A 25,136-nucleotide genomic window follows, 5' to 3' on the forward strand; every position below is an offset into this window, starting at 1 on the left:
CAATAAACGCAGCGTGCTCTACAAGGCCAAGCGCAAGATCGAGTACTGCAAAGCTCAAACACGGGCCAAGGTCGAGCATCCGTTTCGCGTAATCAAGCGTCAGTTTGGCTACGTGAAAGTGCGCTTTCGTGGGCTGGTGAAAAACACAGCTCAGCTGACCACGCTGTTCGCCCTGTCGAATCTGTGGATGGCTCGAAAACAGCTGATGGGTATGGGTGAGTTGCGCGTTTAACAAGGGAAACAGGGCGAAAATGCCCTCAACGCAGGCTGCACCAGGCCATTTTCAGCGAATAGCGCTGTTTGCCGAGTGCATTTTCGACTTGCCGCTGACGCGCGGCAAGTTGATCGGAGCATCCCTAGCACTTGCCTTGTTTTTTAACAATGCGATGTCTCTGTGAGAAGTAAGGGGTGTGAAAGCAGGCGTCGCGTATGAGTGGGTATAAGTGCAGGTTTTATAAATGTTTTCATGTGGTATTTATTTATAACATTCGGCAAGGCTGATACGAGTACTTTTATTCAAGGGGCGCGAGATGACGGCTGCGGACCCGGGATCACAAGTTTAAAAAACAGTCTTTCGGCGCTGACTCACCGTTGAGTGCGCAGCTCGCCGGATCTTATAAATAAGGATTTTACGTATGAAAAAGTTATTGCCTGTAGCGTTGCTGTTTGTCTCGGTTGCCAGCGTGGCAGCTGATTTTTCGGTGACGACTACTCGGACACCTACCAACATTATGGGGCCGGGTCATAACGCATTCACTCGGCACCAATTAAAGCTTTCTGAGTATCCGCGTGGTGCCGCCATGAGCTCTCGATTACGAAGGCTGTCATGGTCGGCGACTGTATTTCCAGAAAGCACAGGAGAGACAGCAGAAATCTGTTATCGCAGAGGCGGCGTCCACAACTCGCATTGCGAACCCATCACTCCAGGTCTGAGTGGGAGCACTGAGTTATTCAATAAGTACGGGTATAGCTATGCGACAGATGTGTTGATCAGGCACAGAGCCGAAGAGGGTCCATGGTCTAGCAAACCGCTTGGCACAGAGAGCGTCACTTTTCACTTGAGCCACTAAGGAGTCACCCTCTGGCGATTTTCGTCAGGGGGTTAAGGAGAGGGTGTGTATGAGAGTTGCAAATCCCAGTTCTGAAGTACGGTCTGCGCTTCTCCAACTTGAAAACAGAACGCAGGTCTCAAAAGAGGTTCCGGCCAGGAGGGACTTTCCAGCAGCGTCTGACACGCGTGACACATTTAAAATTAGCGGTCAAGCCCTGCTCAAGCATCGCCTCTTTGGTATGACTGACCCTGATCGCAACGCGCCGCAGTTGGGTAAAACGCAGATGGGCACTTCAATGAATTACGTGGCATTTCTTACCCGTGATGACAGAAGATTTCTCGGTGAAGTTTACGAATGGGCCAGAGACAACAGCATGGACCTGAAGTACGTCGACAGCCTGGGCCTAAACCTTGCCAGTTACCGCGAGCATGACGACGGCAGAACAGTCGGGCGGCTGAATCAAGGGAAGGTGTTCGATAAGGACGGACATGCGATGTATTACAGCTTTACCGAAAAGGATGCAGCGACTGCCCAGCGTATTCTGAGTAGCACGGCACTTACGTCCACCCGATTGGATCAGGGGTTCGTTCGATTTATAACGGATAAGGACTACGGTGCGATGCACCATAATGATTTCGACTTCATGGAACAGGTGATCAAAAGGTTTTCAGAAGCAGGTCTTGATCGTTCATTCTCTGAGTCAGCATTTTCGGCGTACGAATACAAGAAAGACAACTTTATAATGACGCGCTCAAAGGATAAACGTGTGTTGGGCGAAGCCGATCATTTAGAGACCGGGCACTTCACAAAAAAATCAACAAAACCCAAACCTATCACTCTGGAATCCCTGCGCGCCGATCTGCGCCAGGCGTTGTTTCAAGCGATGGGGGTCAAGAGCTTTTCATCACTGTTCGCGCTGTTGTTCAAGGACAAACGATAGCCCGTTAGGTCTGAACACCCATCGTGGAGCAGTCTTCTGTATCGGCGACGACCACCCGGTTGCGGCCCGTGCTCTTGGCAAGATACAGCGCCTTGTCGGCTTCGTGCAGCCAGATGGAGGTGTCGGCCAGCGAGTCAGCGTAAGCCGCAATGCCGATGCTGAGGCTTACCTTGAGGTCCTGGTGCAACGAATAGGTAAGCTCGTCGATGGCCAGACGCAGGCGTTCAAGTATTTCCCTGGCCTGAACCTGATTGGTGTCCGGCAGGATGATGCAGAACTCGTCGCCGCCACATCGCCCGGTGAGATCGCCGTCTCGCAGGTTCTCCATCAGCGCCTGGCTGATGTTCTGCAGGACGGTATCGCCGACGAGGTGCCCGTAAGTATCGTTGATCAGCTTGAAGTGGTCGATGTCGATCAGTGCCACCGTGCACGTCTGTTTCAGCTCCTGGCTTTTGGCAAACTCGATGTCCAACAGGTCTTTCCACGCACCGTGGTTCAGCAGTCCGGTCAGGCTGTCGGTACGGCTGAGCCTGCGCAGGACGTTGCGGTGCTCGGACAGTTTGATCGTGACCTGATGGCTCATCCAGCCAATGAAAATCGGATAGATCATCAAGACCGGAAGGCAGGCATACATCTGCGCCGGATTGCTGTCCAGGTGCACGGCAGGGTTGAGTACCAGCAGGGCGACAAGCACGCCGACGGCTTGTGCGATCAGGCCCCGCAGCATCAAACGGGGACCTGCTGCCGCCATGTTGTGCATCGCCATCATCGCCACGACAGTGGCGCTGGGCAAAATGCTGAACCCCATGGCCCCTATCCAGAAACCACCGGCCAGTGAGTCAGCCAGAAGATTGCGCCATTCGGCCTTGTACGGTTCGCGTGATGCTCGGGCCAGTCGATAAGCAAGGTGCGGCCAGATGAGGGCATTGAAGATTGCCAGCGGCCATAGCCAGAGCGCAGCGTTTACATGAAAAAGAGAGACCGCAACCGTCACGAAACCTACGCCGACCCCAAGTGTTCTGGGTGCGTAAATTCGCTTGGCAAATGCCTGGCCTCTCCCCTGATATACGTTCATAGCCTGTACCGGACATGGTGTAGAACCGGTCAGACATCTCCCTCTTGACCGAAAGGCCTGAGTTTGAGGCTTTGCTCAGGTCGTGTGAAGATCAAATTGCCATTATTTGATGAAGGTTAGTCGAGTTCATTGAGCGTACGCGTTTTGAGCGAAAGTCATCAGCCATTGATAGGCAGCCATCTGCTTGAGCCTCTGACAGCCGTTCTCGGTCAGACCGGCTGCCAGTGATCACACCGATTTGCTCGTCGGACTGAGTCAGATTGTTGCCTTGGCGCTGCGAAGCTTGGTCATCCAGGCCAGTGCGATCGCCAGCAGGGCGACGATGGCCGCCACGTAGCCCACCGCTTGCAGACCCAGATGTTCGATGGTGAAGCCACCGATGATGGAGCCCAGCCCGATGCCCGCGTTGGCGGCGGACACATTCAACGTTCCTGCCAGGGCCTGGGCATGAGGCGCGGCGTTCATCACGCGGATCTGGCAGATCGGGAACAGGGCTGTGTGCGCAATACCCCATATCACCAGCACCACGGCCAGCAACGGCATGGAGCCGGCAGCCGGAACGCTGGCGCTCATGCCCAACGCCAGCAGCAGAGCGAATACCATGGTCGAGCCCAACGGGCTGCGATCCACATAGCGGCCGCCCAGCGCATTGCCGATCAGGCCTACCGCACCGAAGCCCATCAGCCACCAGCCCACCTGCGCCGATTCGATACCTGCGATGCGCTCAAGGGTGTCTGCCAGATAGGTGTAGGCGCCAAACATCGCAGTAAACAGCAGGATCGACAGCAGCAGATTGGCGATGAAGTAGGGATCACGCAGGATACGTGCTTGCTGAGCCAGGCCGACCTTCTTCGTACGCGCCATTTTTGGCATCGAGAGGGCCAGCAGCAGCGCCATCAGAGCCGACAGCAGCGTCAATGCCCAAAACGCACCGCGCCAGCCTACTGCGTCGGCAAATACTGTTCCTAGTGGAATGCCGAACAGCATGGCGGCCGAGATGCCCAGGTAGACCTGCGCCACTGCTTTGCCCGCCTGCCTGGGGCCAGCCATCATGCTTGCGGTTTCGCTGGCCGTGCCCCAGAACACGGGCAGCGCCAGTGCCGGGATGAAACGCGCCAGAGCCAGCACCCACAGGTTGCTGGACATCGCCGCCAGCGCATTGGACGCCGCGAAAATCAGCAGAATGACGATGAAGGTCCGTTTGCGGTCCAGGTGCGACAGCATCGCTGTCAGAGGTGGCCCGAACAGCATCACGGTGAAGGCAAACAGCGTGACCAGAAGACCGGCTGTGGAAATGGAGATGCCCAGGTCTCGGGCCATGGCCGGGAGCAGGCCGATGATCAGAAACTCGGTGGTGACGATCACAAAGCCGGCCAGGGCCAGGATAGCGATGGACAGACCCGCGCCTGTCGAGCGTTCGCCCGTAGCGCCCGCGGTAGTTGTTTCAAGAGACGGCATGACACAAAACCCGTTAGAAATAAGTGCGACAGCTTATTGCAGAAGGTAATTCCTATCTTTGGTAAATATTCCATGCATTATGGAATCTATTTCACTAATTGGGGAAAGTGTTGTGCTGTCCACGGATCGTCTTAAAGGCATTGAAACGTTTGTTGCGGTTGCGCATGCGGGCAGTTTTACTGCCGCTGCCGAGCGCCTCAATCTGACCAACTCTGCCGTCAGCAAAAGCGTGGCCCGCCTGGAAAACCGTCTGGGCATGCGCTTGTTTCAGCGCACGACCCGCAGCCTGTCACTGAGCGAAGAGGGTGCGGCTTACCTTGCGGTGTGCACTCGTATGCTGGCCGAGCTTGAAGACGCAGAAACTGCCCTGGCCGCGCAACGCCGCGAGCCTGCCGGATTGCTGCGCATCGACCTGCCCGCGACCTTTGGCCGACAGCACGTGCTGCCGTTGATCCTGGCGTTCACTGAAAACCATCCCAGACTTCGCCCGCGCGTGACGTTCACGGACCGCTTCGTCGATATTCTGGAGGAGGGCGTCGACCTTGCCGTGCGCATCGGCGGGCCTCAGGTCTGGCCTGCCGGTCTGGGCCATCGCTATCTGGGCACCGAGCGCGTGATCTTTTGTGCAGCGCCTGCTTACCTGCATCGCCACGGCATGCCTCGTACGTTCGATGAGCTGGTCGACCATGCGTGCATCCTGTTCGGACGCGGGGATGGCAGCATCAGCCCGTGGCTGTTTATCGACGCACAAGGGCAGCCGGAAACGCGTGTGATCGAGGCGCGTATCGTGGTGGGCAATGGCGAAGCGCTGGTCGCTGCCGTGACGTCGGGGTTTGGCATCGCGCAACTGGCAACCTGGCTGATCAAGGATCAACTGCAACGCGGCGAGCTGGTGGAAATACTTCCAGACCTCTCTACCGAAGGTTTGGCGTTACATCTGGCCTGGCCCCGCAGCCGTGAGGCCTTGCCCAAGGTGCAAGGTCTGATCGAGCTGCTATCAGGTGCACTGCGTGTTGAGTGATTGACCGGCGTAAGCGATCAGGCTGCGGTGCGCAAGCGTCACGCGCACGCTCAGATAACAGAAAGTCGCCACGATTTACCTGCCGCTGTTAGTTATCGTGATCTGCAGGTTCGCCTGCGAATGAGGGTCGAAGGGCGCAAGTAGGCAGGAAGAAGCGCGGATCGGCTCGCGTCGACTGGGTATCGAGCGATCCGCGTTCGGGCCCGATCGTTACTGACCGATAACTGCTTTTACCAGTGCAGCATGCTCTTTCGGGTTTTTAGCGTTGGACACCACGTTGAGAATCGCCGCACGCGTGCCGGATGCGGCCATGATCGTGGTGCTCAAGACCTGCGCATCGCTCATGGTTGCCGAGGTGTCGAGCTGGCGGATACCCAGGCCGTTCTTCTTGACGATTTTCTTCTCACCCAGTTTCTTGAAGTCCTTGTAGCCAGTGCTTTGCTGGGCAAGGATGCCAGTCACCAGACCCTCAAGTACCACGCTGTCGTTGTCGCTGGCCTGCACGCCCATCGGGATCGGGGTTTCGGTCACGATGACCACGCGCTTGTCGGCGGCGTTGGAGTAAAGCGCACCGCTCACGCCCTGCGCTTTGGCATTGGCATCGATCTCTGGCATCTCGCCTTGCACGTACCCGGCTGGCAACGTAAATGCCAGTTTGCCGCCCAGCAATGAAGCTTTTTGAGCCGCAGTGGAGGTGGCTGCAGGTGCGTTGGTGGCCGCTTGAACACTGACGATTCCCTGAGCGCCGAACAGCGCCACGCACATCGCGATTGCCTTGAAACTGAAAGACCGCATTGGAACTCCCTGATTGTCTGATGACAGATAGATAGCAGTGTGACTGGGGAATGTGAGCAGGCAGACGGAGAAAAGTGCCGCAATTCCCTTAATCCTTGCGAAAAATAGGCCGTATCCCACGGCATTTGGGATACGCCGCACATCCCCAGAACTCCCCGGCATTTTTGCCGGTACGAGCCACTTTGATCACCATCGGCTTTTTGCAGTGCGGACAACCGGGCGTTGCGGGCTTGGGCTCGGGCTTGGAGATAGCGGGTCGATGCGGCTTTTTGCGCAGCCGGGTCGTGTTGTGGGCAGGTGGCTTGCTGACGGGCGCCACCGTCGGCGGCGACTCTGGTCGCGGTGGAGGCTCGACGGGATGTTCATGGCTGTGGCGTGAACCCATGCCTTTGCGCAACACCCCGAACAATCGGCGTATGACGTTGAGGATTTCTGGCAAGGGGGATGGATTCTTGCGTGCCATTTCGGGTTTTCATGCCTTGGGTCAGTGCTTATCAACAGGCATGGTGCATAGTTCACGACGCCGAAGTAAAGCTGCCTTGCAGGTCTTCGTTCAGCCAGCACGCGTCATGCTGGCCAACCCTGTCGTTTACGCCGGGCTCAGTGCCTGAGCGTTAATTGCTAAAGGCTGCTAAAGGCCCGTGCGATTGGGGCGATACAAAAAGCAGAACGTTGGTTGTTACTTTGAAGGGCTGTGCTACACCTTCAGAACTGACCCGGGCTACTGTGCAGTTATCAGGGAGTGGATCTATTCATGCGCGTCAATATGCCTGTTACTCAGACCGAGCGAACCTTTCCCGCGTCTGAGCGCCTTATCTCCACGACCGACCTCAACAGCCACATCACCTATTGCAACGACGCCTTCGTCGCGCTCAGCGGTTTCACGCGCGAAGAGCTGGTGGGGCAGCCCCACAACCTGGTGCGTCACCCGGACATGCCAGCCTCGGTGTTCGCCCATATGTGGGAAACCATCAAACAGGGCAAACCCTGGATGGGCGTGGTGAAAAACCGATCCAAGCAGGGCGATTACTACTGGGTCAGTGCCTACGTCACCGCCGTTTATGAAAACGGCCGTATCGTCGGTTATGAATCTGTTCGTTCGCTGCCGACTCGAGACCAGGTACGTCGTGCCGAAGCACTGTATGCCCGCTTGCGCGCGGGCAAGTCCGCAGTCTCCAGCGCCAGCACGGCGGCCTATCATCTCGTCCGCCAGTTACCGATGATTTTGTGTGCTCTGGCCTTGATAGTCGGCGTTTATCTGCTGGACGACACCGCGTCGTTCGGCATGATTCTGGTCGTACTGATCGCGTTGGGCAGCTTTCTTGAAGTCCGCCAGCGCAACAGCATCCGCAAAACCCTCGACGAACACCCCAAGGCGTTCAGCAGCGCGTTGGTTGCCCTGACCTACAGCGACAATCGTGGCCCGCAGGCGCAGCTTGACCTGGCCATGCTCAGTGAAGAAGCGCGTTTGCAAACCGCCTTGACCCGCCTGGCCGATACCGGCGAGAGCGTCAGGGCGCACGCCGGGCAGTCGGCCCAACTGTCGATTCGTCAGGCCGAATCGCTGGATCAACAGCGCAGCGAAGCGGACCAGTCGGCCACTGCCATCAACCAGATGGCGGCGACCATTCAGGAAGTCACCCACAACGTACAGAACACCGCCCATGCCGCTGAAGAGGCCGACAAACTGGCTCAGCAGGGACGTGGTCTGGCCGATGAAAGCCTGCTGGCGATTCGGCACATGGCCAACTCCGTGACCGAGATCGGTCAGGCGGTCGGTGACCTGGCCAGCGCCACGCAGTCGATCGGCAGTGTGGTCGACGTGATTACCTCGATTGCCCAGCAAACCAACCTGCTGGCGCTCAACGCAGCCATCGAAGCTGCACGTGCGGGCGAACAGGGCCGAGGCTTTGCGGTAGTTGCCGATGAAGTCCGCTCGCTGGCGTCGCGCACGCAGTCCTCCACCGAACAGATTCAGCAGATCATTACTTCGTTGCGCGACGGCGCCGCCCGCGCAGTACAGACTGCCAACAAAGGCGAGCAGATCTCGCTGGAAAGCGTCGCCAGTGTCGAGGCCGTGCAAAAGGCACTCGATGGCATCAGCCAGTCGGTCACCCGTATCACGGGCATGAGCCAGCAAATGGCCTCGGCGTCGGAAGAGCAGAGCCATGTTGCGGAAAACATCAGCCAGCAAATCACCCGCATCGCTCAACTCTGCGACCAAAGCGCCGGCCAGGCTCAACAAGGCTCGCAGATCAGCAGCGAGCTGGAGCACATGGCGGAGTACCTGCATAGTCTGGCGGAGCGGTTTAGTCGGTAGTCTTCGCGAGCAGGCTCGCTCCCACAAAAGCAGTCTTTATGCAGTGGGTCAGGTTTTACTTGAGTTGAGACGGCGCCGGGACTCATTGCACGAGTGTTTGCTTATCGTGTGATCAGTGATGTTTCCACAGCTTGAATTTCAAACGCGCGGGCTTGTAAAAAAAACGTTTTCTCTCTTTGGGTGAGGGCAGCGATAGTGCATGAGCGATCACCATGAAAAGCGAGATCCAGCCCAGCACTGAGTTATCGACTGTGCCAAGAAAGGGCAGCGTGCCGAGGCTCGCGAACTTAAAATGAACATGTCCGCAGGCTACGTTATAGATGATGAAGCCCCATAATTTGGGTGCCGAAAAATGATGCCCAGAAAGCGCATACCTTGCCCAGAACGCAGGAAAATAAAAGAGGGTCGTGGTGACCATAAAGATAAGGTACACGCTGAAGTTACTCATACAGGCAACTCAGCTGATCAAAAACTGAAGCGGCCGTCACGGTGTCTGATGCCCGTTCAATGACAAGTACAGCAAGCGGTGTAGTCTTATAGGCTCTGATTTTGTCTGCGTCGTAGTACTTGAAAAGGCGCCATGCATCAGGCTTGACGACAAGACGAAAAACGCCATAAGCGGAAAGTCCTAAATCAGCGACTCCGTAAACGGTATTACCTGCGCACTCCCGTTTCCCTGCCATTTTTGCAACCGCCTGATAACCTTTTCTAACCGGACCTTCAACATCAGAGCGATCCTCCAGCAGGTTTCGTCCGTTTTCATAAATATTGTTTGCACCGTGAGCAATCATTGCGCCGCCAAACACTGCGCAAAGCATGCCCGCGGACGCGTAACAGATACCAACGCCACCCGTTACCTGCAGTACACCGGCAGCCAGGCCTACAGTTTTCTGCGCAATGTCGGACGACTGCCTTATCAGCCCGTTTTGCTCTGCCTTTATCGCCCTCAGCCCCTCATCAACACTTTTCGTCCCGGCCTCGACATCCCGCACAATGGAGCGGGCGTAGTAGGCCACTTCCCGATTGAATTGCAGGCGCAGCGTGCCATCGTTGATGTGCCGTGCCGACAGCGTACAGGCTTGCCCTGCGAGATGACTGGCGGCTTCCCTGACTCGCCACAGGTCATGTTTTCCAGTGGTGCGCCTGTCCGGCAGGCTCATTGCTCTGCGATCCAGGAGGCATAGCCGGAGGTGTTCGCGAGGTGGTGGGTCCAGATGATGTCGCGGTAACGGATAGCGACATGCTCCTGGGGTTCGGCGTCGTTTTGTAATATCGCGTGGGGCATGTCGAGGGTCAGGTCCGCGATGATGCATTCGCGCAGTTCAATGGTGTAGAACTTGTCTTGAGCGCCTGCTGGCGACGTGCGGTAAAAGTCGATCGTGCAATTGATGGGCTCTCTGTTGGCGAGCACCTGACCGAGCAGGGGAGATGACTTGTCGACGTATTTGGTGATGACGATGGGGCGGTGGGTGGCGTGTTTGATGTTGTCGATGTTGGCCATGTTGTGCGTGAACGACAGCACCATGATTTCGTCAACATGATCGACCTGGCAGCTGTTGCCAATCGAAGTCACGCTTGAGCAGCCTGTTGACAGAACCCCTCGCGTGTCGCTGGTGATCGTCATGTACCCGTGATTAGCCATGCTGCAATCGTCCTGATTGATGAGGACGAGCAGTTTATTTTCGGGTTTTTGGAAAGAATGTAGGAAGCGTCCGAAAACGCTTCCGGCGAAAGATAATAATCTTGTGATCCACGCAGGGCCCAAGGCGCTTCAACGCACTTAACACCCGGCAGCAATCCCTAGCACGCCCAGTCCAGCTCCATCTTCTCCAGATCAATCTGGCAGTTGCCGCTGCCGAAGTTGAAGCCGCCGAAGTCCTCTTCAAACTCGAGGTAGTAAGGGCCAAACTCGGGATACCCTTGCACCGGATACATGGTGCCGCCCAAGTGGTTGCGGTTTGCAAACCGGTCCAGGCCAAGGGCCTCGCCTTCCTCGGTCACGTAGGGCCGGATGTAGCCGCTGTGTTCACATTCATCGTCCCACTCGCGGGGTGGTTTGCCGACGTTAGGATCGTCTTCGCGCACCTGTGCCTTGATGGCGAACGCTGTATCCAGACCTGCTGCGCACCCTTCGCCCGCTAGCCATGAATAGGCTTCGGCATCGTGATTGCGCACGGTGGCATACCGATAGTGGTCGGCGTAGCTCTTGTCCAGCCATCCCGGCGTGCCTGTCAGCAGCGGGTTGTCGCGCAGATCCGGGGGGTTACACAGTGCGCCGTCAAACTCTGCCTGGGTCAGCCAGATGGCGACGTAGTGTGTGCCCAGTATGTCGGTCATGTCGAAATGTGAGGCGTGTCGAGCGTGACGGTGGGTCCAGAAGGGGAGCAACGCCTCGTCATCGGGAGGCGTGGACAGCAGCGGCGAGTCGAAGAAGTCTTCGACCTCGCTGCTCGGCGACAGCTCCTCCATCTGATCGTCAACGAACAGGCAGAACGCGACCCGCTCAGCACCTTGCTTGCGGTATGGCTGCGGGACGTAGAGCGTGAAGGCGTGACGCAGAGGATGCCCCATGATCGGGCTCAGCGGCCATTGTTCGGTCGTGATGCCCGGCGGCAGCCCGAGGCTCCAGCCGCCGCTCCACTCAGCGCCACGCCCGGTTGCGGGTAGACGCTGTTGAGGATCGCGAACCAGATCATAGGCCACCGTCAGACTCGGGTCGGCCAACAGTTTTACAGGCTCCGGATAGATCGCCCCCGGCTTTGAAATCTCGATGGCCAGAATCCTGTTCTCCGTCACCCGCACGAGCAGTTCGAATGCATCGTCCGTGCGATCCTTGAAGGTCAGCCATTCGGGTGGATCATCAGGCCCGCCAGCAGCAGGTTTCATATCAGGTCTTGCAGTCTGGGCCTCCGCGAGCGGCATACCGATGTGGAGACGCTCGATCAACTGCTCCCTGGGAAACGACCGGTAAAAGCTGACGGTCCCCAGCACGCCCTGTGCGTCTACCCTGGCCCCATAACCCAGATCATGGACGCCCAGCAGATACCCGCTTTCAGAAAACGACAACCCATACTCGCCTGTCAGCCCGTCCAGTGCGTCTTTTGGCATGCCGGGGCGCAGCGCTACGATCTTGGCAACGTTCATGTCTTTGGTTCCTCGGGACAGTCAGCGGCATCATGGCGGGATTGCAGAGCATAGCAACGTCATGAGTGCTAAAACGCTATTTCTTCTAGGCACGCATGTGGTCTGGCTGCTGTCCAGCCAGGCGATTGTTGAAGCAATCATTCAGCGCCTGGGTTGATACCATCGCGAGCCTCTGAAGATCGACTCACACCCCTCTCCCCAAAACCTCATCCACTACCGCCATAAACGCCTCAACCAACAGCGAGCGCCCTTGCGTCCTGGCCAGCATCAACAAATGCACGCGCGCCTCCGGCTCGGCGAGTGGTCGGTAGACTACGCCTGTCTTGGCCAGTGTGCGGGTGCATTCCGGCACCAGGGCGACGCCTTGGCCAGCGGCCACCAAGGCGATGATTGAGGTGATCTGGCGGCCGGACGGACCTGGGCGCAGGGGGAGGTCATTATGGCGGTACAGATGGCGAATCGATTCGTTGAGCCCGGAGCCATAGTCGGCCGGGAACAGGATCAGCGGGTAATTGCTGAGTTGCTCAAGGGTCACGTCGTCCTGGCTGGCCAGCGGGTTATCGCAGGCAAGGGCGGCCACCAAGGGTTCTTCCATCAGCGACAGGACCTGCACGTCGGTCTGTTCACGCTCGGGCTGCAAGCGGCTGAGGCCGATGTCGATGCGGCCATCCAGCACCTGCGAGTACAGGCTGCTTGAGGCACTTTCCACCAAGGTCAATTGCACTTCGGGGAAGCGTTGCGCGAAGGCCTGGATGGTCTGGCTGAACAGGTCTGACAGCGCAATCGAACTGGCGTAACCCAGTACCAGTTGCCCGGCTTCTCCCGCTGCCAGCTTGCCGGCAATGACTTCCGTCAGGTGGGCCTGATCCAGTACGGCGCGGGCGTAGGGCAGGAAATGCCGGCCTTGCGCAGTCAGCGTGACCGTACGGCTGGTGCGGTCGAACAGGCGAAAACCCAGCTCGGCTTCCAGCGCCGAAATCTGTCGCGTCAACGGCGGTTGCGCAAGGTGCAGGCGCAGCGCTGCACGGCCGAAGTGCAGTTCTTCAGCGACCGTCAAAAAGTAACGTAACTTGCGTAAGTCGAGCATCCTGTTCCCTGGGTATTGATCGGTCTGAATTCGGTATTGGTGTTGGCAGAGCGGCTCATTCTATAAAGACCCACCCGAATAAAACGAGAGGTCTCATGAATTCGCGCCTGCATAACGCTCGCGTCGCGCTTTTTTTGTGTGGATGTGCGGCCTTTCTCAATCTTTATTCGACCCAGAGCATTCTTCAGGAACTGGCCCGGAGTTTTGAGGTGAGCGCCAGACAAGCGGGTTGGAGCATCACGGTCACCACGCTGGCCGTCGCCTTGACCGCGCCTTTTATCAGCCGCCTGACCGGTCGCTTCGAGCAACGCTCGGTGATTGTCGTCGCAGCAGTGATGCTGGCGGTGCCTGCGCTGTTTGCGGCCCACGCGAGCAGCTTTGCCGAGTTGCTGATCTGGCGCTTTCTGGAAGGCATGTTGATTCCGGTGGTCTTTGCCACCAGCGTGGCTTACATCGGTGACCGCTGGAAAGGCGGAGCCGTGACCGAAATCACCAGCCTGTACGTGGCCGGCACGGTGCTCGGTGGTTTTGCCGGGCGCTTCGTGTCGGGGACCATGACCCAATACGCGGGCTGGCGCGAGGCTTTTGAATTGCTGGCGGTGCTGGGCTTGGTGGTGGGGCTGGCGATTCACATTCTGATGCCGGGAGATTCGCTGGCAACCCCCAAGGCATCACCTGTGCGGCTGAGCGGTTATCGCGAGTTATGCCGCAAGCCGTTGCTGGCCGCTTATGGCGTCGGGTTTTGCGTGCTGTTCTCACAGGTCGCGACCTTTACCTACGCCGGTCTGCATCTCGGTCAGGCGCCATTCAACCTGGGCGCTGCGGCGCTGGGCGCTATCTATGCGGTGTTCCTGCTGGCGCTGGTGGTCATTCCGATTGCCGGACGCCTGAGCAAGTCCAGGCCGCAATCGGAACTCTTGACCGGGGCCGCGTTGCTGGGTGTGTGCGGCTCAATCCTCACGTTAATGCCTTCGTTGTGGCTGATCGTGCTGGGTCTGGCCTTGAGTTCGACAGGGGTTTTTCTCGCTCAGGCGTCTGCCAACGCATTCATTGCCGCGACCGCCGGGCCCAACAAGTCCGGCGCGGTCGGCCTGTACCTGACCGCGTACTACCTGGGCGGCAGCTTCGGCGCTGTGGTGCCCGCGATGATCTGGAATCACTGGGGCTGGCATGGATGCGTGGCGCTGATCATGGGATCGCAACTGTTGTCGCTATTGATCGGCCTCGCCGGCTGGAAGCCTGCCAGAGCCGATCGCCGAAATCCGCTTGCCGCACCTGCAACGTCCAAGCCGATTAATTTGCCCGATTCGTCATCCGATAATAACGGTTACAGGAGGTGATCATGAGTAACGTTGTGGCGCAGCAGAGTCAGTTGTTGAAAATCATTGAGCCGGTATTGAACGACATGCCCGCCAGTGCCCTGAAACATGCATTGTTCGAGGCATTCTGGGAGCAGGAAGAGGCGCTGGCGAGCATCGAGGAAGCCTTTAAGAAGCTCACCTCGCGTCGCCATTCGCCTGCGGTGCTGCGCAAGTTCTTTGCCAGCTGGTCGAAGACCAACAATTCTGCGGCCAGCGTGTCCGGCCTGGCCAATCGGCTGACGTTAATGGCCCGTGCAGAACAGGACCCCGAGGTTGCCCGGCAGATCTACAAGGCGTGCGGCAGTCTGCAACGCATTACCGACGAAGACCTGGGCGCCCTGGGCAACACCCAGCATGCCGATCTGTTCTACAACATGGCCACGCCATTGTGTGGCGACGATCAGTGGTTGTTGCGAGAGAACTGCCTGCCCTCGGCGCAGACCTTCAAGGACTGGACCGACACCCGTCGCCTGCGCGATCGCGACCTGATGCAGGGCCTGCTGACGACGCTGGTTCATGAGGTGTACACCCACGGTGAGGTCGAGTTGATTCATCCTCTGTATGCGCAGTGGTTCGTGCGCGACATGGGCATACCCGATTCACGGGTCCGCGCCACGGTGGCATGGGTCACGGTGCACACCGGGGGCACTGAAAGTAACCATTTCGCGCACGCGGTCGCCGCGATCAGCGAGTTTGTCGAAGCGCAGCAGATTGAGATCGATCCTGAGGCGGCGCGCAGTATCTTCTCCGAGTACCTGCGCCGTAAGGCGCATGTGATGATGGACTGCGCACGGCTGATGCACTGACTGAGCAACGCCCCACACGGGGCGCTGCGTGATATGGGCGCTTCACTACAAGCCTTTGACGACGATGACCGACCTGAATGCTCAAACCGCCCCTTTGCACACGCCGGCACCTGCCGAGGCGTCTGCCCGTCGCCGTTCACTGGTGGCCGGGTGCGGCGCTCACGCGGTTCACGACGGTCTGACCGACGTCATCTATGTGCTGTTGCCGATCTGGCAATTGCAGTTTGGCATGAGCTACGCGCAGATCGGTCTGTTGCGCGGCGCATACGCCGGGATGACGGCGGGTTTCCAGTTGCTGGCCAGTCGTGCTGCCAGACGCTGGGGGCGCGACCGGTTGCTGGTGGGAGGCACTGCGCTGGCAGGGTTTGCGTACCTGCTGGCGGGGCAGGCGGGCGGGTTGACGGTCTTGCTGTTGGCGCTGTTGCTGGGAGGCCTGGGCGCCAGCACGCAGCACCCGCTGGCTTCGTCTTTGATCACCGACAGCCATGAAGCTGGCGGTGGTGTGAAGGAGGCCTTGTCTCAGTACAACTTCGCCGGTGACATCGGCAAGATGCTGGTGCCGGGTCTGATCGGTCTGTTGCTGACGGTCATTAGCTGGCGGGCCAGTGTCACGTTATTGGGGGGGCTGGGACTGGTCGCTGCGGGTTTGCTGTGGTGGCTGATTCCGGCTCGCACCCGTGCTGCGCCCATGAAATCCAAAGCGTCCAAGGTGGCGATGGGCAAGGGGTCGGTCAGCGGCCTGCGCGCACTGATCGTCACCGGCACACTGGACAGCGCCGTGCGCATGGGCTTTCTCACGTTCCTGCCGTTTCTGTTGAAGGAAAAGGGGGCGAGCACGGCGGGCATCGGTCTGGCCTTGACGATGCTGTTCGTGGGTGGCGCGTTCGGCAAGTTGCTATGCGGCTATCTGGGCGCGCGCATTGGTATGGTGAAGACGGTGTGGCTGACGGAGTTCACCACGGCGGTGTTGATCGTCATGTCGGTGTACCTGCCATTCTTCGGCTTGATGCTGGTGCTGCCTCTGCTCGGCCTGGCGCTGAATGGCACCTCGTCTGTGCTGTACGGCGCTGTGCCGGATCTGGCGGGACCCAGCAAGCGTGATCAGGCGTTTGCCGTGTTCTACACCGGCACGATTGGCGGCGGGGCGCTGGCCCCGATCCTGTTCGGCGGGCTTGGCGACATGATCGGCGTGCCCATCGCGGTCATGCTGCTGGCCGCCATGCTGTTGCTGACATTGCCGTTGTCCTGGTTCGTACAGAAGGGACTGGACGCTGATGCTCAATCCGGGCATGCACCGGGTTTATAGTGGGTTTACGATCGCCTGGCGCATGAACTCGGTTGTATGCATTACAACAAATCGTGTCCAGGCTCCCTGTTTCGTTTTCAGTATCAATAACGACGTAAATAGTATTGGCTCGTCTGACGGGATGTCATCAAACTGTCAGTAAGTCCGGGCGGCAACGCAGTGTCGTGCTGTCTTGAAGTGCGCTGTTTCAATACGTTGTTTGAATCGTTTGGCAGGTATAAGAATGAATAATAAACCGCCCGCTGTAATTCAATTGCCGCTCGCCCGTCGAACGCTCGAACTTCGCGCACCGGGCACTTCCAGTATGCGCAGTAAAGCCAATGCCCTGAAAGAAAGCGGTATCAAGATCATTAACTTCGCGGCAGGCGAATTGTCATTCGATGCCAGCCAGACAATGAAGGCTGGCGCCATTGAAGCGGTGACGCGCTCGCAAAACTGTTACACCCCTCCGATTGGACTGCCTGCATTGCGCGAGGCATTGGCAGAAGAGGTCAGCCAGCGCTGCGGTGTCGCGTTTTCAGCCCGCGAAGTGGCCGTAACGGCCGGCGCCAAGCAAGCGCTGTTCAATGCCGCCATGGTGCTGCTCAACCCGGGCGACGAAGTCATCGTGCCGGTGCCTTACTGGGAGACTTTCCCCACACAGATTCTGCTGGCGGGAGCGGTCCCGGTATTCGTCGACACCCGAGACGACGACTATCGCCTGACCTGCAAGGCGGTCGAGCAGGCGATTTCCCCGCGCACTCGCATGATCGTGATCAATACGCCCAACAACCCTACGGGCACGGTCTACCAACGAGAACAGCTGCTGCTGATTGCGCAGCTCGCCTTCGATCACCAACTGTGGGTGGTGTTCGACGAGTGCTACCGCAAGCTGGTGCGCCATCCTCATGAGCACCACAACATCGTGTCGCTGTTTCCGGCCCTGAAGAACCAGACCTTGCTGGTGGACTCCTTTTCCAAGAGCCATGCCGTCACCGGTTGGCGCGTGGGGTATGTGTGCGCGCCAGCCGAAGTGGTGGCGGCCATGCACAACCTTCAGGGGCACACCACGTCCAACCCCAGCAGCCTGTCCCAATACGCAGCGCTGAAAACCTTGAAAGCGGATTCAACAGACTTCGTGCGCGAGGTGAACATCTTTCTCGATCAACAACTGCAGGCCGCTCTTATCTGCCTCAGTTACGTCAATGGCGTGACCTGCGCGCCGGCGGAGGGCGCGTTTTATCTGTTCATTAATGTGGCGCGGCATTTGGGTGGCAACTACCTGGGGACGGTGATTCGTGATGTCGATCACCTGGCCGAACTGTTATTGACCGAGGCGCACATTGCCGTAGTGCCCGGTTCGGGATGCGGTGCGCCAGCGTGCATCAGGCTCTCATATGCCGTAGGGCGCGAAGAACTTGTTCAAGGACTTACGCGTCTGGGGCAGTTCATGTCGGAAGTGACGCTGGATGAATAAGCGCTGTTATTGAACGACTGCAACACAGCGCCAGTGTAGGTGTCCCGAATGATTAACTCGCAGTTGTAGCATTGATTGGTAACACCCTGGTCTCTCTTGTCTCATAAGGAAGCGGTCATGGAACTACTCACGCGGCACTTTATTTCATACGTGGATCAAGCGTTGACGGATGTCGAGGACAGGCACCTTGTTTACGCATTAATGAGCGGTTTCCATGCCCATCCAGACAAACTGGACGCCTATTGCGATACCTATACCGAAATGACGTCCAGTCAATGGACCGAGTCTTCGCTATGCACCTTCTTTTGCGGCTGGAGAAGCCCGGACGGCGCTGCGCATGCCGTATCGAGCATTATCGTGCGGATTCTTCAGGAGTCCGAGTCATTGAGTGACGACGCCAAACTGCAGATGCTCGCAGCGGCTCGGCACTGTGGGGAAATCATCGTCGAAGACGTAGGCCTCGGCGAAATGCATGGCCATCCCCACCACTCCAAACTCTATTACCGCATGGCGTCTGCCATTTGCGGCTCCGATGACTGGCGTCTTCAGGACCGCTTTCTCGACCCTATCACCAAAGAGTTTTCCAGCTGGGTAGGCCAGACACGGCCCTTGGCACCCAACCTCATCGAAGCGCTTGAAATGATGGCGATGACGGAGCTGTTCAATACCGGCGAGTACAACCTCATGACGCCGATGTGGAAGCAGTGGCTCAGGGAGGTCCGCGGTTATCCCTCCGGCGAGGCCAATCGGGTTGCCGCCTTCCTCAGCGTTCACTGCGGAAGTGTCGAGGCCCGGCATTTCAAACATGCGGCAGAAGCCCTGAAACTCTACGCCAGCGCCACGGAGCAGCCCATCAACTATCGACGTATCGAGCGCCTGTCCCGGGAGTATGTGACCCGAGCCTGCGAGCACCTCGGCAAGATGGCGTCTGTCCTGAAAAGCGAAATGCCCGCCTGGGATTAAGGCCGCCCGCAACCGCGTTGCCTGACTACCCCCGATAATAAAAAGGAGCCTGGATTCGTATGATGGACATCGACACCCGCCGAACCAATCTGGCCGCGCTGCTGCAGAGCAAGCGTTGCCTTCGCGTGCTTGAAGCCCATAGCCCGATGTCCGCGTTACTGGCCGAGCGCGCGCGATTTGAACCCACGGCAGGGCAGAGCGTTTCCTACGACGCCATCTGGTCAAGCTCGTTGACCGACTCGACCCAGCGCGGACTGCCGGACATTGAAATCCTCTCGCCCAGCAACCGATTGCACGGCATCCGCGAGATTTTCGACGTCTGCTCCATGCCGCTGATCTTCGACGCCGACACCGGCGGCAAACCCGAGCACTTCGCAATTCACATCAAAATGCTGGAGCGCGCTGGCGTCTCGGCCGTGGTGATCGAAGACAAGTGCGGCCTCAAGAAAAACTCACTGTTCGGCACCAGCGTCAGCCAGCAACAGGAATCCATCGAAGAGTTCTGCGAGAAAATCCGTGCAGGCTGCAATAACCGCAACAGCGGCGGGCTGCTGATCATCGCACGCTGCGAAAGCCTGATCCTCGGCAAAGGCATGGACGACGCCATCGAGCGCTGCATGGCCTACGTCGATGCCGGTGCCGACGGCATCATGATTCACAGCCGCGAAAAAGACGGCCAGGAGATCCTCGACTTCGCCAAACGCTTCCGCCCGCATTGCCCGCACGTGCCATTGATCTGCGTCCCCACCAGCTACGCCCACCTGCGCTTCGACGTACTGGAAACCGCCGGATTCAACGCCGTGATCTACGCCAACCACATGCTGCGCAGCGCCTACCTGGCCATGCGCGACATCGCCGTCGGCATACTGGCAAACGGCCGAACGCTGGAAGTGGAGCCACGCTGCCTGGGGATCGATGAAATACTGGATTTGGTGCCGGGGACTCGGTGAGTGTGATCAGCGACTACCGCAGTCGCTTGAAATCCTGATCCAGGCATCAGACGATTCAGAAACGGGCCGTGATCCAGTGTCACGGCCACGTCGTCGCATTCAACCCCCTCGAAATACCGGCAAGGCTGAGCGCCACCACCTCATAAGTGAGCGACTGCCGCAGTCCGAGATTTCCCGCGTCACATTCGTGGGTCCTTACACAATCTCCAGAACGACCAACCCGTCGCTTTACCCATGCTGGCAATCTAGATACTGTTGACGGAATTTTCCTACAAGGACGTTCCGCAATGCCTTCGCTCAATCAGATTTTCTTCGGTCCGCCCGGTACGGGGAAAACCTACGCCACAGTCGAAGCGACGTTGCAGATCCTTGATCAGCCTTTTCTCGCCAGTCACCCAAATGATCGAACAGCTTGGAAGAAGCGGTTTGATGAACTGCTGGACTTAGGCGACGTGCGCTTTGTCACGTTTCACCAAAGCTTTAGTTATGAGGACTTTGTCGAAGGACTGCGTGCTTCCACCGATGAGCAGGGCCAGTTGCGTTATGAGGTTGTGCCGGGTGTCTTCAAAAGCCTGTGCGAGGCAGCTTCTGGCGAGCCGAACGGAAAATATCGAGCATTCAAAGTCGGTGATCGATATGGCACTGGCTATAAAGTGACCCGGGCGACCCCTGATGTCGTTGAGATTGAAAAACCCCAAGGCAAACATCTGCCCATTGGCATGAGTCTACTGAACACACTGGCGTCGCACGTAGATGAAGGAACCTTCACGCTTGAAGAGCTGGGGAATGGTCGGTGGGACAAAAAGGTGCCTGGTTCAATCCTTGATCCGTTTCTAGTGAATGGGTACAAGAATTTCTTACCCTCAATGGTCGAGCACATGCTTGGTAAGAATGAAGAGGGTCTGTTTGAGCCGAGCCATCCTCAACAACGCAGCGCCAAAGTCCTGATCATTGATGAGATCAACCGTGGCAACGTTTCACGCATCTTTGGTGAGCTTATTACGCTTATCGAGCCATCCAAACGAGCGGGGGCAGATGAAGCGTTGGAGGTGACGCTGCCTTACTCCAAAGAACGCTTCAGTATTCCAGGTAACGTCTATTTGATCGGCACCATGAACACCGCCGACCGGTCACTGGCAGCGATGGATATTGCTCTTCGACGTCGTTTTACTTTTATTGAAGTGCCGCCTAGCCCTGAGTTGCTAGATGGTGTGGAGGTCGAGGGTGTCGCAATCGACGAGTTGCTGAGCGTGCTGAACCTGCGCATTGAGGCGTTGCTCGATCGCGATCACCGCCTTGGACATGCGTACTTCATACCGCTCAAGGATGACACTACGTTGGAGCGGCTAGAGCGTATTTTCCGTGGCCAAATCCTGCCGCTGCTTCAAGAGTATTTTTTTGAAGATTGGCAGCGCATTCAGTGGGTACTCAATGATCAGCGCAAGGCTCCCGAAGACCGTTTTCTGATCCAGCCAATTCGAGACATGGGCGTCTTGTTCGGCGATGCCGTGACCATCAATCAGAACAACGAGCAGTGGGATGTGAACCCCGCTGCGTTCAAAAACATCAAGTCGTATCTCGGTGTCATTGACCATACCCTGAACCCCGTCACTTCTTTTCAAGCTGATGATGTGAGGACAGACGGTGTAGATATTCAGCAAGCAGCCGACGGCCAAATTAAGGTTTATCGCGATGGCAAACGCATCGAACCTGCAAAACCCCTGTTGCGAGAGATAGCCGGTAAGCAGGGTGTTTCAATCTTGTCCGCTACCGGGACTGAGCTCAACACTCGAAGCCTCGGCCGCAAAATCATTAAATTTCTGAGCGAATCGCAAAGGTGAAAACCACCCTGACGGTTCGTGAATATGCCCGGCTTACCACCAGCCATATTCACAGTCCGACCCTGGACATTGCTCAGGTGTCGCCCTCGGCTTTCGATTGGCTCTGTGAACTCAATGCGCGCTTCAGCAAGGCTGGGGCTGCGTTGGTGCAGATTGAGGATCGTCGATGGCTGAAACTCGATAACTACGTCGGCGCATTGGAAACACCCTGCGGTACGCGCATCGAGATCCTGCCTAAACACTTTGAAGATGGCGACTGCATCCAGCAAAGCCGTGTCTTGCTAAGGCGCATGATTCAGAAGTCTTTAGACCTCCCGAATCGCAAAGTCGGCGCAACGGCACTTCAACGTTTTGATGCGCCGTTGACCGAGTGGGTGATGAGCAGCTTTCTCGACGCGCTCGACCACCTCATCAAACGCGGCCTACGGTTCGACTATCAGCGCGTTGAAGAAGAGCAACGTTACCTGCGCGGGCAACTGAACACAGCACGTCAGATGCGCCAGCCTCCCGGCCGACAGCATCATTTCCAAATACGCCATGACGTATTCCTTCCGGACAGAGCAGAAAATCGCCTGCTTAAAACCGCACTTGATATCGTCTGCAAGACCACACAAGACCCAAGCAACTGGCGCCTCTCTCATGAACTGCGTTCGATGCTGCTGGAGATTCCTGACAGCCGAGACACTGCACAGGATTTCAAGCAATGGCGTCATGATCGCCTAATGGCTCATTACCAACCTGTAAAGCCTTGGTGTGAACTGATCATTCAACAGCAAACGCCCTTAGCGGTTGCAGGGGAGTGGCAAGGTATGAGCTTGCTATTTCCGATGGAGAAGCTGTTTGAGCGTTATGTAGCTGCCTGTTTGAGGGACTCTTTGCCGGCTGATGCAACGTTGTATGTGCAACCCAGCAGCGAGTTTTTGTGTACGCATCAAGGAAAGAAGGTTTTTCAGCTTAGGCCTGATTTGATGATCACCCAGGGTGAGAAAAAATGGGTGCTTGATACCAAATGGAAGCGTCTGGATGGTGAGCCTGGCAGAAAGAATTACGGTTTGAATCAAGACGACTTCTATCAAATGTTGGCTTATGGGCAGAAGTATTTAGGGGGGCAGGGTGAGTTGGTCTTGGTTTATCCAATGCGGGTTTCGTTTCAAAAGGCGTTATCCAGGTTTGAATTTTCGCATGAATTGAAACTCTGGGTATTACCGTTCGATATTGAAACAGGGCGTATTGTGTGGGGCTCTGATACATGCATTAAAGAAGATTGATTGCGCTGTGGCGGGTCTGACGAGCGATTGCGTTCTTTCTTAACTAAAAAGCCAGGCAGCTTCCGCTCCTGGCTTTTTCATTACCGCTGGCTCAAAGCCGGACTATCAATCCCAGCTCAACGCCCCACCTGTCTGATACTCAATCACCCGAGTCTCGAAGAAGTTCTTCTCTTTCTTCAAGTCCATGATCTCACTCATCCATGGGAACGGGTTGGTGGTACCTGGGTACTCTTCCTTCAAGCCGATCTGGCTCAGGCGACGGTTGGCGATGAACTTGAGGTAGTCCTCCATCATGGCCGCGTTCATGCCCAGTACGCCGCGTGGCATGGTGTCACGGGCGTATTCGATTTCCAGCTGGGTGCCTTGCAGGATCATCTGCGTGGCTTCTTCTTTCATCTCGGCATCCCACAGGTGCGGGTTTTCGATCTTGATCTGGTTGATCACGTCGATGCCGAAGTTCAGGTGCATGGATTCGTCGCGCAGGATGTACTGGAACTGCTCGGCGACGCCGGTCATCTTGTTGCGGCGGCCCATGGACAGGATCTGGGTGAAGCCGCAGTAGAAGAAGATGCCTTCCAGTACGCAGTAGTAGGCGATCAGGTTGCGCAGCAGTTCTTTGTCGGTGTCGACGGTGCCGGTTTCGAACTTCGGATCGGAGATCGAACGGGTGTACTTCAGGCCCCAGGCGGCTTTTTTCGCGACCGATGGAATCTCGTGGTACATGTTGAAGATCTCGCCTTCATCCATGGCCAGCGATTCGATGCAGTACTGGTACGCGTGGGTGTGGATCGCCTCTTCGAAGGCCTGGCGCAGGATGTACTGGCGGCACTCCGGGTTGGTGATCAGGCGGTACACGGCCAGTACGAGGTTGTTGGCAACCAGCGAGTCAGCGGTGGAGAAGAAGCCCAGGTTGCGCATGACGATGCGGCGCTCGTCGTCGGTCAGGCCTTCCGGGTTTTTCCAGAGGGCGATGTCGGCGGTCATGTTGACTTCTTGCGGCATCCAGTGGTTTGCGCAACCATCCAGGTACTTCTGCCAGGCCCAATCGTACTTGAATGGTACGAGCTGGTTCAGGTCGGCGCGGCAGTTGATCATCATCTTTTCGTCAACGGCAACGCGAGCGCTGGCGCCTTCGAGTTCGGCCAGACCTTCGGCGACGTCCAGTGCGTCCAGCGCTTTCTTGGCGCGGATCAGTGCAGCGGAGTCGTTGGCGGTAACGGCGCGGGCTTCTTGAGCCGCAGCACCACCGGCGCTGTCGAGGCGATCCATGTTGGCCTCGTTGGCGTGACCGGCGTTGGTCGCTTTAGCGACGACTTCGCCGTCTTCTTTATCGAATTCGTCCCAGCTCAGCATGGTGATGAGGCTCCCGCTTGAGGATCGCCGTAGCGACCGTGGTTAGATTTTAAGGTGTGAAGTGCCCACGTCGTCAGGTCGAAAACGCAGGTACTGAAAATTGAGGCTTTCTTGTGATGCTGCGATTGACCGGTTAGGGCCTCGCCGGTCGTCCGCTCGGTTTGCTGCCGTGGCAAAGCCCTGCAGGCGAGCAAAGCGATTGATCTGGATAGCTTTGAGGTGATGCAATTTTGCTGGTGAAAATTGTCATTCGAGTACCCTGAAGCGAGCGCGGGATTATACAGATTTTGCCCGACACTTGTTGACCCGAAAGTAGATTTCGGCGGGTGATTCACGCTTTTTTCTCTTCAGCTTCGGCATCGCTTTCCACCTTGCCGAAAACAGCAGGAAATTCAGCTGAATCCCTTATCTAGTGTTTTTTAAATTTAGAAACGCAGGATATAGTGCTTGCCGGTTTTGGGCAACTGGCTGCGTTGCCGCATATAAATGGCCTTTTCACTGATTGGTAACGGGCAGATTTCTTCCGCGCTACGGCCACTGGGCTTCTCGGCGTGATGAGAGTTTCGCGGGGATGATTTGGGGGCTGGTTCGGCGCTGATTTTTGCTGTGGATTTATGCGTGAGTCGACGAGCGGTTTACTCGCAGTTGCTGCAGGGAAGCTGATTTGGGATCCGCTTTTATGATGACGTTCAGGGCAGGATTGATTTCGCCGCGATTCTTATACGTTGAGTATCAGGCCTGCTTATTGCGGTAGATATTCAAAAGTTCTTCGCGGGTCGCAAGAGGTCGCTCGGCATCGAGTGGCGTGGTGCTATAGCCTTCCAAGCGCAAGCTGGCTGCGTAATTGGATCGGCGTACCTTGGCAAAGTGAGCTTTTTTGGCCTGAATTGAGAGCGTCGGCATGAATGAGACTCTGTTTTCGTGAAGAGGTGAGTGTAGC

23 protein-coding genes and 1 pseudogene are annotated in these 25,136 nt (G+C 57.2%); 13 read left to right on the plus strand and 11 right to left on the minus strand.

What is annotated here, in order from left to right:
- A partial coding sequence (locus tag BUB69_RS10320; protein WP_141121842.1) for a transposase occupies positions 1 to 232 on the plus strand: 232 nt, incomplete at its 5' end.
- Positions 233 to 1,119: 887 nt separating this feature from the next.
- A complete protein-coding gene (locus BUB69_RS10330; RefSeq protein ID WP_073165722.1) occupies positions 1,120 to 1,992 on the plus strand; it encodes a hypothetical protein in 873 nt (290 codons plus the stop codon).
- Between the two features lie 4 nt (positions 1,993 to 1,996).
- On the opposite strand, the gene BUB69_RS10335 is transcribed toward BUB69_RS10330, so the two are convergent.
- On the minus strand, positions 1,997 to 3,067 hold the full coding sequence (locus BUB69_RS10335; protein WP_073165727.1) for a diguanylate cyclase: 1,071 nt from the start codon (positions 3,065 to 3,067) through the stop codon (positions 1,997 to 1,999).
- Positions 3,068 to 3,322: 255 nt separating this feature from the next.
- The gene (locus tag BUB69_RS10340; protein WP_073165728.1) at positions 3,323 to 4,525 is read right to left on the minus strand and encodes an MFS transporter; all 1,203 of its coding nucleotides are present in this window, start codon (positions 4,523 to 4,525) and stop codon (positions 3,323 to 3,325) included.
- Between the two features lie 112 nt (positions 4,526 to 4,637).
- Between BUB69_RS10340 and BUB69_RS10345 the strand changes: the two genes are divergently transcribed.
- The gene (locus tag BUB69_RS10345) at positions 4,638 to 5,546 is read left to right on the plus strand and encodes a LysR family transcriptional regulator (protein ID WP_073165729.1); all 909 of its coding nucleotides are present in this window, start codon (positions 4,638 to 4,640) and stop codon (positions 5,544 to 5,546) included.
- Between the two features lie 210 nt (positions 5,547 to 5,756).
- Here the strand turns inward: BUB69_RS10345 and BUB69_RS10350 are convergent, their stop codons facing one another.
- Positions 5,757 to 6,341: a DcrB/PsbP domain-containing protein gene (locus BUB69_RS10350; RefSeq protein ID WP_073165730.1), complete on the minus strand. Its 585-nt coding sequence runs from the start codon at positions 6,339 to 6,341 to the stop codon at positions 5,757 to 5,759.
- Between the two features lie 88 nt (positions 6,342 to 6,429).
- Complete coding sequence (locus tag BUB69_RS10355; protein ID WP_073165732.1) at positions 6,430 to 6,804, minus strand: topoisomerase DNA-binding C4 zinc finger domain-containing protein; 375 nt, start codon at positions 6,802 to 6,804, stop codon at positions 6,430 to 6,432.
- 303 nt (positions 6,805 to 7,107) lie between these two features.
- On the opposite strand from BUB69_RS10355, the pseudogene BUB69_RS29580 reads away from it, so the two are divergent.
- Positions 7,108 to 7,377 (plus strand): annotated as a pseudogene (locus BUB69_RS29580) (PAS domain-containing protein); the annotation flags it as partial.
- A gap of 249 nt (positions 7,378 to 7,626) precedes the next feature.
- Positions 7,627 to 8,661, plus strand: a complete 1,035-nt coding sequence (locus BUB69_RS10360; protein WP_425439363.1) for a methyl-accepting chemotaxis protein — start codon at positions 7,627 to 7,629, stop codon at positions 8,659 to 8,661.
- Positions 8,662 to 8,773: 112 nt separating this feature from the next.
- Here BUB69_RS10360 and BUB69_RS10365 read toward each other — a convergent pair whose 3' ends face one another.
- The 5 genes from BUB69_RS10365 to BUB69_RS10385 form a co-directional block, all read right to left on the minus strand.
- Positions 8,774 to 9,109: a hypothetical protein gene (locus tag BUB69_RS10365; protein ID WP_073165736.1), complete on the minus strand. Its 336-nt coding sequence runs from the start codon at positions 9,107 to 9,109 to the stop codon at positions 8,774 to 8,776.
- The gene (locus BUB69_RS10370) at positions 9,102 to 9,821 is read right to left on the minus strand and encodes a DUF4225 domain-containing protein (RefSeq protein ID WP_073165738.1); all 720 of its coding nucleotides are present in this window, start codon (positions 9,819 to 9,821) and stop codon (positions 9,102 to 9,104) included. The genes BUB69_RS10365 and BUB69_RS10370 overlap by 8 nt, the downstream gene beginning before the upstream one ends.
- Positions 9,818 to 10,303, minus strand: coding sequence for an Hcp family type VI secretion system effector (locus BUB69_RS10375; protein WP_073165747.1), 486 nt, complete (start codon positions 10,301 to 10,303; stop codon positions 9,818 to 9,820). The genes BUB69_RS10370 and BUB69_RS10375 overlap by 4 nt, the downstream gene beginning before the upstream one ends.
- Positions 10,304 to 10,461: 158 nt before the next feature.
- Positions 10,462 to 11,805, minus strand: a complete 1,344-nt coding sequence (locus BUB69_RS10380; protein ID WP_084537079.1) for a DUF7256 domain-containing protein — start codon at positions 11,803 to 11,805, stop codon at positions 10,462 to 10,464.
- 184 nt (positions 11,806 to 11,989) lie between these two features.
- Positions 11,990 to 12,892 (minus strand): LysR family transcriptional regulator, encoded by a 903-nt coding sequence (locus tag BUB69_RS10385; RefSeq protein ID WP_073165748.1) that lies wholly within the window; start codon positions 12,890 to 12,892, stop codon positions 11,990 to 11,992.
- A 95-nt stretch (positions 12,893 to 12,987) separates the two neighbouring features.
- Here BUB69_RS10385 and BUB69_RS10390 point away from each other — a divergent pair, with 95 nt between their 5' ends.
- From BUB69_RS10390 to BUB69_RS10425, 8 genes are all read left to right on the plus strand, one after another.
- Positions 12,988 to 14,232, plus strand: coding sequence for an MFS transporter (locus tag BUB69_RS10390; protein ID WP_073165749.1), 1,245 nt, complete (start codon positions 12,988 to 12,990; stop codon positions 14,230 to 14,232).
- 2 nt (positions 14,233 to 14,234) lie between these two features.
- Positions 14,235 to 15,059, plus strand: coding sequence for a hypothetical protein (locus BUB69_RS10395; RefSeq protein ID WP_073165750.1), 825 nt, complete (start codon positions 14,235 to 14,237; stop codon positions 15,057 to 15,059).
- A 64-nt stretch (positions 15,060 to 15,123) separates the two neighbouring features.
- Positions 15,124 to 16,365, plus strand: a complete 1,242-nt coding sequence (locus BUB69_RS10400; protein ID WP_073165755.1) for an MFS transporter — start codon at positions 15,124 to 15,126, stop codon at positions 16,363 to 16,365.
- 223 nt (positions 16,366 to 16,588) lie between these two features.
- Positions 16,589 to 17,821 (plus strand): pyridoxal phosphate-dependent aminotransferase, encoded by a 1,233-nt coding sequence (locus BUB69_RS10405; protein ID WP_073165757.1) that lies wholly within the window; start codon positions 16,589 to 16,591, stop codon positions 17,819 to 17,821.
- A 117-nt stretch (positions 17,822 to 17,938) separates the two neighbouring features.
- Positions 17,939 to 18,784, plus strand: coding sequence for a hypothetical protein (locus BUB69_RS10410; protein WP_073165769.1), 846 nt, complete (start codon positions 17,939 to 17,941; stop codon positions 18,782 to 18,784).
- A 59-nt stretch (positions 18,785 to 18,843) separates the two neighbouring features.
- A complete protein-coding gene (gene aepX / locus BUB69_RS10415) occupies positions 18,844 to 19,734 on the plus strand; it encodes a phosphoenolpyruvate mutase (protein ID WP_073165771.1) in 891 nt (296 codons plus the stop codon).
- Between the two features lie 287 nt (positions 19,735 to 20,021).
- Positions 20,022 to 21,575: an McrB family protein gene (locus BUB69_RS10420; RefSeq protein WP_073165777.1), complete on the plus strand. Its 1,554-nt coding sequence runs from the start codon at positions 20,022 to 20,024 to the stop codon at positions 21,573 to 21,575.
- Positions 21,572 to 22,843 (plus strand): McrC family protein, encoded by a 1,272-nt coding sequence (locus tag BUB69_RS10425; RefSeq protein WP_073165784.1) that lies wholly within the window; start codon positions 21,572 to 21,574, stop codon positions 22,841 to 22,843. The genes BUB69_RS10420 and BUB69_RS10425 overlap by 4 nt, the downstream gene beginning before the upstream one ends.
- A 105-nt stretch (positions 22,844 to 22,948) precedes the next feature.
- Here the strand turns inward: BUB69_RS10425 and BUB69_RS10430 are convergent, their stop codons facing one another.
- Positions 22,949 to 24,196 carry a ribonucleotide-diphosphate reductase subunit beta gene (locus BUB69_RS10430; RefSeq protein WP_024686806.1) on the minus strand — a complete coding sequence of 416 codons (1,248 nt, stop codon included), beginning with the start codon at positions 24,194 to 24,196 and terminating at the stop codon, positions 22,949 to 22,951.
- A gap of 732 nt (positions 24,197 to 24,928) precedes the next feature.
- Complete coding sequence (locus tag BUB69_RS28475) at positions 24,929 to 25,099, minus strand: YhfG family protein (RefSeq protein WP_141121843.1); 171 nt, start codon at positions 25,097 to 25,099, stop codon at positions 24,929 to 24,931.
- Between the last annotated feature and the right edge of the window lie 37 nt (positions 25,100 to 25,136).

The organism is Pseudomonas asturiensis, assembly GCF_900143095.1.
Lineage (GTDB): Bacteria > Pseudomonadota > Gammaproteobacteria > Pseudomonadales > Pseudomonadaceae > Aquipseudomonas > Aquipseudomonas asturiensis.

Coding starts and splice junctions, on each gene's coding strand:
- BUB69_RS10330 (WP_073165722.1), top strand. CDS start 1,120: ATGAGAGTTGCAAATCCCAGTTCTGAAGTACGGTCTGCGCTTCTCCAA.
- BUB69_RS10335 (WP_073165727.1), bottom strand. CDS start 3,067: ATGAACGTATATCAGGGGAGAGGCCAGGCATTTGCCAAGCGAATTTAC.
- BUB69_RS10340 (WP_073165728.1), bottom strand. CDS start 4,525: ATGCCGTCTCTTGAAACAACTACCGCGGGCGCTACGGGCGAACGCTCG.
- BUB69_RS10350 (WP_073165730.1), bottom strand. CDS start 6,341: ATGCGGTCTTTCAGTTTCAAGGCAATCGCGATGTGCGTGGCGCTGTTC.
- BUB69_RS10355 (WP_073165732.1), bottom strand. CDS start 6,804: ATGGCACGCAAGAATCCATCCCCCTTGCCAGAAATCCTCAACGTCATA.
- BUB69_RS10360 (WP_425439363.1), top strand. CDS start 7,627: ATGATTCTGGTCGTACTGATCGCGTTGGGCAGCTTTCTTGAAGTCCGC.
- BUB69_RS10365 (WP_073165736.1), bottom strand. CDS start 9,109: ATGAGTAACTTCAGCGTGTACCTTATCTTTATGGTCACCACGACCCTC.
- BUB69_RS10370 (WP_073165738.1), bottom strand. CDS start 9,821: ATGAGCCTGCCGGACAGGCGCACCACTGGAAAACATGACCTGTGGCGA.
- BUB69_RS10375 (WP_073165747.1), bottom strand. CDS start 10,303: ATGGCTAATCACGGGTACATGACGATCACCAGCGACACGCGAGGGGTT.
- BUB69_RS10380 (WP_084537079.1), bottom strand. CDS start 11,805: ATGAACGTTGCCAAGATCGTAGCGCTGCGCCCCGGCATGCCAAAAGAC.
- BUB69_RS10385 (WP_073165748.1), bottom strand. CDS start 12,892: ATGCTCGACTTACGCAAGTTACGTTACTTTTTGACGGTCGCTGAAGAA.
- BUB69_RS10390 (WP_073165749.1), top strand. CDS start 12,988: ATGAATTCGCGCCTGCATAACGCTCGCGTCGCGCTTTTTTTGTGTGGA.
- BUB69_RS10395 (WP_073165750.1), top strand. CDS start 14,235: ATGAGTAACGTTGTGGCGCAGCAGAGTCAGTTGTTGAAAATCATTGAG.
- BUB69_RS10400 (WP_073165755.1), top strand. CDS start 15,124: ATGACCGACCTGAATGCTCAAACCGCCCCTTTGCACACGCCGGCACCT.
- BUB69_RS10405 (WP_073165757.1), top strand. CDS start 16,589: ATGAATAATAAACCGCCCGCTGTAATTCAATTGCCGCTCGCCCGTCGA.
- BUB69_RS10410 (WP_073165769.1), top strand. CDS start 17,939: ATGGAACTACTCACGCGGCACTTTATTTCATACGTGGATCAAGCGTTG.
- aepX (WP_073165771.1), top strand. CDS start 18,844: ATGATGGACATCGACACCCGCCGAACCAATCTGGCCGCGCTGCTGCAG.
- BUB69_RS10420 (WP_073165777.1), top strand. CDS start 20,022: ATGCCTTCGCTCAATCAGATTTTCTTCGGTCCGCCCGGTACGGGGAAA.
- BUB69_RS10430 (WP_024686806.1), bottom strand. CDS start 24,196: ATGCTGAGCTGGGACGAATTCGATAAAGAAGACGGCGAAGTCGTCGCT.
- BUB69_RS28475 (WP_141121843.1), bottom strand. CDS start 25,099: ATGCCGACGCTCTCAATTCAGGCCAAAAAAGCTCACTTTGCCAAGGTA.